General features: G+C 73.9%; 5 protein-coding genes. All 5 read left to right on the top strand.

From position 1 onward, the window contains the following. Positions 1-1,185, top strand: a 1,185-nt coding sequence (gene galK / locus L0B03_RS01610) for a galactokinase (protein ID WP_250443218.1), incomplete at its 5' end; no start/stop codon positions are given. Positions 1,186-1,288: 103 nt separating this feature from the next. Beyond that, positions 1,289-2,308, top strand: coding sequence for a hypothetical protein (locus L0B03_RS01605; RefSeq protein ID WP_250443215.1), 1,020 nt, complete (start codon positions 1,289-1,291; stop codon positions 2,306-2,308). Between the two features lie 12 nt (positions 2,309-2,320). Then, the gene (locus L0B03_RS01600; RefSeq protein ID WP_250443213.1) at positions 2,321-3,997 is read left to right on the top strand and encodes a hypothetical protein; all 1,677 of its coding nucleotides are present in this window, start codon (positions 2,321-2,323) and stop codon (positions 3,995-3,997) included. Between the two features lie 11 nt (positions 3,998-4,008). Further along, a complete protein-coding gene (locus tag L0B03_RS01595; protein ID WP_250443229.1) occupies positions 4,009-4,728 on the top strand; it encodes an ABC transporter ATP-binding protein in 720 nt (239 codons plus the stop codon). Then, positions 4,725-6,143, top strand: coding sequence for an ABC transporter permease (locus tag L0B03_RS01590; protein ID WP_374204857.1), 1,419 nt, complete (start codon positions 4,725-4,727; stop codon positions 6,141-6,143). The genes L0B03_RS01595 and L0B03_RS01590 overlap by 4 nt, the downstream gene beginning before the upstream one ends. Positions 6,144-6,192 lie beyond the last annotated feature (49 nt).

Raw genomic sequence — 6,192 nt, 5'->3', positions numbered from 1 at the left:
GAGGGCTCCGCCCGGGCCACGGCCGCCTTCCGCGCTGCCTTCGCCGGCGCGCCCACGGGCGTCTGGTCGGCCCCGGGCCGCGCGAACGTCATCGGTGAGCACACCGACTACAACGGCGGCCCCTGCCTGCCCATGGCCCTGCCGCACCGCACGTACCTGGCCCTGCGTCCGCGCGAGGACGACGTCGTACGGCTGGTCTCGGCCCAGGAGCCGCAGGCCGGCGTGTGGACCGCGGACCTGGCCGAGGTCATGCCCGGCTCGGTCAGCGGCTGGGGGACCTACGTGGTGGGTGTGGCCTGGGCGCTGCGCCAGGCGGGGTTCACCGTGGTCGGCTTCGACGCCGTGGTCGACTCCTGCGTGCCGTACGGGGCAGGGCTGTCCTCCTCGGCGGCCCTCGAGAGCGCGGTCGCGGTGGCCCTGGACGAGGTGCACGGTCTCGGTCTGGGCGGGGACGACGCCGGGCGGGCCCGTCTGGCCGAGGTGTGCGTCCGGGCCGAGAACGACATCGCCGGGGCCAACACCGGCGGCATGGACCAGGCCGCCGCGTTGCGCACCCGCGAGGGCTACGCCCTGATGCTCGACACCCGTGACGGGAGCACCCGCCACATCCCCTTCGACCTCGCGGCGCACGGCCTCGCGCTCCTGGTCATCGACACCCGCGCCGAGCACCAGCTGGTCGACGGCCAGTACGCGGCCCGACGGGCGACCTGCGAGGAGGCCGCGACGGCCCTGGGCGTGTCGACCCTGCGTGAGGTCACCGACCTGGACGACGCCCTCGAGCGCCTCGGGCGGTCTCTGCCCCCCGGGGCGGACGTCGAGGTCTCCCGGCGGCGCGTGCGGCACGTGGTGACCGAGATCGCCCGGGTGGAGCTGGTCGACGACCTGCTCGCAGCCGACGAGGTCGAGGAGGTCGGTGCCGTGCTGACCGCCGCCCACGCCTCGCTGCGGGACGACTACGAGGTCAGCTGCCGCGAGCTCGACCTCGCCGTCGACACGGCGATCGCGGCCGGTGCGCTCGGGGGGCGGATGGTGGGCGGCGGGTTCGGCGGCTCGGCGATCGCGCTGGTGCGGGTCTCGGAGGTCGAGCAGGTCGCCGCGACGGTTGCCCGGGCCTTCGCCGACGCCGCGCTCGAGGCCCCGGGCTTCCTCGTGGCGACCCCGGCCTCCCCTGCAGGTCGGTCCTAGCATCGCGGCGATGTCATACCTGGGAATGATCTCTTCGGCCCCGGGGAGTCGCTACCGTCTGTGACATCACGTCGACGTCAGCACGAAAGCAGGGGGCACCACGATGCGCACCACCACGTCCAGATCCTTCCTCGCCCTCACCGGGGCAGGCCTGGTCCTGACCCTCGCAGCCTGCTCCGGGGGGGACTCGGAGTCCTCGAGCGCCCCCGAGCCCGGGCCCCTCGAGGTCTACTTCGAGGACCTCTACTCGGACTGGGACTCGGACGAGGGCCAGGCCCAGATGATGCGGGCCGAGGAGATCGCCGCCGAGTGCATGGCCGAGCAGGGCTTCGAGTACATCCCGCAGGACACCAGCGGCGGCGCGTCGTACAGCTCGGAGGACCTCGACGTCGAGTGGGGCAGTGCCGAGTTCGCCGAGCAGTACGGCTACGGCATCACGACCGACCCCTGGGGGACCGGCGAGGAGGAGCCCGTCGCGGAGGAGGAGTGGGTCGACCCCAACGCCGAGTACGTCGAGGCGATGTCGCAGTCCGAGCAGGACGCCTACTACGCCGCCCTCTACGGCACCGACCCCGGCCCCGCCGAGGGCGAGGAGGAGGAGTGGGAGTACGACTGGGAGCTGGCCGGCTGCCAGGGTCTGGCCCAGCACGAGGTCTATGAGGGCGGCGACACCGCCGACAGCGAGAAGTTCGCCGCTCTCGAGGACGAGATGACCCGCATGTGGGAGGCCACCGAGGCGGACCCGCGCCTGTCCGAGGCCAGTGCCGAGTGGGCCTCGTGCATGGCCGACGCCGGCTACCCGGGCCTCGCTGCCGTGGGGGACGCCGAGGAGGCGTTCTACGAGGAGCTCAACGCGATCCAGGAGGAGGCCTACGGCCAGGACCTCGGCGAGGACGCGACCGCGGAGGAGTGGGAGGCCCTCGACGCGGCCGCCCGGGAAGCCCAGTCCGAGCTGACCCCGCGCGAGATCGAGACGGCCGTGGCCGACGTCGAGTGCCGTGACGAGGTGGGCTACACCGAGGTCCAGACCGAGGTGAACCACGAGCACCAGCAGGAGTTCGTCGACGCCCACAAGGCCGACCTGGATGCCTACGTCGAGCACGTGCGCGAGTCGATGGGCTGAGGGGCCCTCACCGTGCGACGTCCTCGTCTGCCTTCCTTCCGCCTGCCCGCCGCGGGCTCGACCCGCACCATCTGGATCATCGCGCTGACCGCGGTCATCAGCCTGGCCGCCGGGCTGGGCCTGAGCCGCATGATCGTCTCCCCCGCCGAGGCCGCGGCCGACGCCGAGCCGCCCGAGGCGGGTCCCATCACCGTGCCCGTCGAGGAGCGGGTCCTGGCCAACGACGTCGTCCTGCGCGGCGACGCGATCTACGAGGACCCTGCCGACGTGACCATCGAGGCCGGCGACCTGGGCGGCCCCGCCGTGGTGACCGGTCAGGTCCCCGAGGTCGGGGCCACGATCGACGCGGGCGAGGTGCTCCTGGAGATCACCGGTCGGCCCGTGATCCTGCTCGAGGGGGACCTGCCGGTCTACCGCACCCTGCGCGCCGGGGTGTCGGGCCCCGACGTCGCCCAGCTCAAGAAGGCCCTGGGCAGCCTCGGTATCGAGGTCGGTGACGGGGACGTCTACGACTCGAGCACCGCGAACGGGGTCGCGGCCCTGTACGCCGAGGTCGGCTACCCGACCCCGACCGCGGGCGAGGAGGCCGAGCTGGCCCTCGACGCCGCGCGGGACGGGGTGAACGCGGCCGAAGAGTCCGTGGCCGACGCACGACGAGAGCTGGCCTCCTCGAGCAGCGGCACTCCCCACTCGGAGCGGGTCCGTCTGCAGGCCGAGGTCAACAGCGCCCAGCACCGTCTGGACGCCGCGCGAGCGGCCTGCGACAAGCCCACCGAGGAGCAGCCCTGCGACCGCGGTGCCGTGATCGATGCCCAGGGGGCTTTCGACGTCGCGATCGCCGCACGCGAGGAGGGCCAGGCCGGCCCGGACACCTCGGCCTCCCAGGGCATGGTCGACGCCGCGGTGCGCGGTCTGGCCCAGGCCCAGGAGGACCTCGTCGCGGCCCAGCAGGACGTCATCACGCCGCTGCCGGCGAGCGAGGTCGTCTACCTCGCCGCGACGCCGCGACGGGTCGACGCCGTCAGCGTCAAGCGCGGCGCCACGGTCGCAGGCTCGGTGATGAGCGTCTCGGGGGCCACCCTGCAGATCGAGGGGGCGGTCGGGACGGCCGACGCCGCACTGATCGAGGAGGACTCCGAGGCCACCATCACGCTGCCCGGCGGCGAGGACGTCACCGGCACCGTCGTCTCGGTCGGGGTCGACGCGCCGAGCACCGGGGCGAGCGGCGGCGAGGACGGCGAGTCGGGCGCGGACTCCGGGGCCGCCGCGGCGAACCGCGAACGCGTGGTCATCCAGCCGGGCGAGCTCACCGAGGAGCAGCGCGCCGAGCTCCAGGGCTCGAACGTCCGGATCACCATCGGCGTCTCCTCGACCGGGGGCGAGGTGCTGGCCGTGCCCATCGCGGCGCTGACCGCGGGCCCGGGGGGCGAGGCACGGGTCGAGCTCGCGGTGGCCGGGCAGGAGGAGACCGTCCTCGTGGAGGTCGAGACCGGGCTCGCCGCGGGCGGGTTCGTCGCCGTCACCCCGATCGAGGGTGAGCTCGCCGCCGGTGACCGCGTCGTCGTCGGGCAGACCCAGGGTGAGGCCTGGGAGCCCGAGGAGAGCGACGCGGCCGACGAGGAGGACGCCGAGGCTGAGGAGGAGGACGCCGAGCCAGAGGAGGCGACCGAGGACGAGGCCGAGGGGTGACGGTCCTCGAGGTGTTCACCGACCCGGCCCCCAGCGAGGAGCCCACGGGTCCACCGCCACCGGTCATCGAGCTCCGCGGGCTGGGGAGGTCCTTCCCGGGCACTCCCCCGGTCGAGGCGCTGCGCTCGGTGGACCTGCGGGTCGGGGCGCGCGAGTACGTGTCGATCGTCGGGCCCTCGGGGTCGGGCAAGTCGACCCTGCTGCACATCCTCGGGCTGCTCGACCGCCCGACCTCAGGGGACTACCTGCTCGACGGCGTGAGCACGGCCGAGGCCACCGAGGACGAGCGGGCAGCCCTGCGGGGCGGGCGCATCGGCTTCGTCTTCCAGTCCTTCCACCTGCTGCCGCACCGCTCGGTGCTCGACAACGTGCTGCTCGCGACCCTGTACAGCGGGGTGCCGCGCGTCGAACGTCGTGACCGCGCCCTCGCGGCCCTGGACCGGGTGGGGCTCAGCCACCGCCTGGAGTTCATGCCCACGGTGCTCTCGGGCGGCGAACGGCAGCGGGTGGCCGTGGCCCGGGCGGTGATCACCCAGCCGCACGTGCTGCTGGCCGACGAGCCCACCGGCAACCTCGACTCGGAGAACTCGGCCGGGGTGCTCGACCTGTTCGACGAGCTGCACGCCGACGGCCTGACCCTGGTGGTCATCACGCACGACGCGGCGGTCTCCCGCCGGGCCGAGCGCAGCGTGCGCATCGCCGACGGGACCCTCACGGCGGTCGTCTCGTGACGGGCAGCCCGGCCGAGGTCGTGACGGACCGCACGGAGGACGTCGAGACCGACGCCTCTCCCGCGTCGACGTCCGACGACGCCCGGGGTCCCCGGCGGGGTCGTCGACCCGCGTGGCTCGGCTCGCCGTGGCGTCGGCTGCGGCAGCGCCGTACCGACCGACGCGCCGCCCGCGAGACGAGCCGAGGCGGGGCTGCGTCGGGTGACCTCTTCGGGGTGCGGGACCTGGTCGCCGAGGCCGCCCACGGCATCGGTGCCCGGCCGGCCCGCCTGCTGCTGACGATCGTCGGGACGGTGCTGGGCATCGGCTCCCTGGTGGTGACGGTCGGGCTCGCGCAGACCGCCGCCGGTCAGATCTCGAGGCAGTTCGACGCCGTCGCCTCGACCCAGGTGACGGTCGAGCCGGCGACGGCCCGCACGCAGGGTGGAGAGCGGGCCACCGGTCGGATCCCGTGGGACGTCGAGGACCGCATGATGCGGCTCGCCGGGATCGAGGCCGTCGGCGGCGTCAGCGCGGTCGACGTCGCGAGCGCGGAGATCACGGCCGTCCCGGTCAACGACCCCGCGGCCGCCGCGACGGTCAGCCCGCAGGTGCTGGCAGCCACCCCCGGGCTGCTCGAGGCCGTCCGGGGCCAGGTCGTCACGGGCCGCTTCTTCGACGCCGGGCACGACGCCCGAGCCGACCGCGTGGTCGTCCTGGGCTCCCGGGCGGCCACCAGGCTGGGGGTGAACCGGGTGGACCGGCAGCCCTCGATCTTCATCGGCGGGCGCCCTTACACGGTGATCGGCGTGATCGGTGAGGTGTCCCGACGCACCGATCTGCTCGACGCCGTGATCCTTCCCATGGGGACCGCGCGCGGCGACTTCGAGCTAGCAGCGCTCGAGGAGGTCCACGCACGGATCGCGATCGGGGCCGGCCCCGTGGTGGGAGAGCAGGTGCCCATCGCCCTCGCCCCGAACGACCCCGAGTCGGTGAGCGTCCAGGTGCCCCCGCCGCCGTCGGCCGTGCAGGAGAACGTCCAGGCGGACATCAACGCGATCTTCCTCGCCCTGGGGGCGGTAGCCCTGCTCGTCGGCGGGTTGGGCATCGCCAACGTGACCCTGCTGTCGGTGCGCGAGCGGATCGGTGAGATCGGGCTGCGCCGGGCCTTGGGCGCCACTCGCCGGAACATCGGCAACCAGTTCCTCGTGGAGTCCGGGGTGATCGGGCTGCTCGGCGGGCTGATCGGCTCGGCCCTGGGCGTGGTGGTGGTGCTCGTGGTGTCCGTCTCGAAGGAGTGGACGCCGATCCTCGACACCTGGGTGGTCCTCGGCTCCTCGGTGCTGGGCGGGGTCATCGGCCTGCTGGCGGGGACCTACCCGGCGCTCAAGGCCGCGGCCATCGAGCCGATCACGGCGTTGCGCGGGGGCACGTAGCGCGATGGAGGCGCCAACCAGGGATCGCGGACCGCGGTTCGACCCGCCC

The sequence above is a fragment of the Actinotalea sp. C106 genome (assembly GCF_023630195.1).
Lineage (GTDB): Bacteria > Actinomycetota > Actinomycetes > Actinomycetales > Cellulomonadaceae > Actinotalea.
The sequence above is the reverse complement of the archived record's forward strand: the minus strand, read 5'-3'. Positions and strand labels throughout refer to the sequence as shown.

Excerpts from the sequence above, each read along its gene's own strand:
- L0B03_RS01605 (WP_250443215.1), top strand. The coding sequence starts at position 1,289 with ATGCGCACCACCACGTCCAGATCCTTCCTCGCCCTCACCGGGGCAGGC.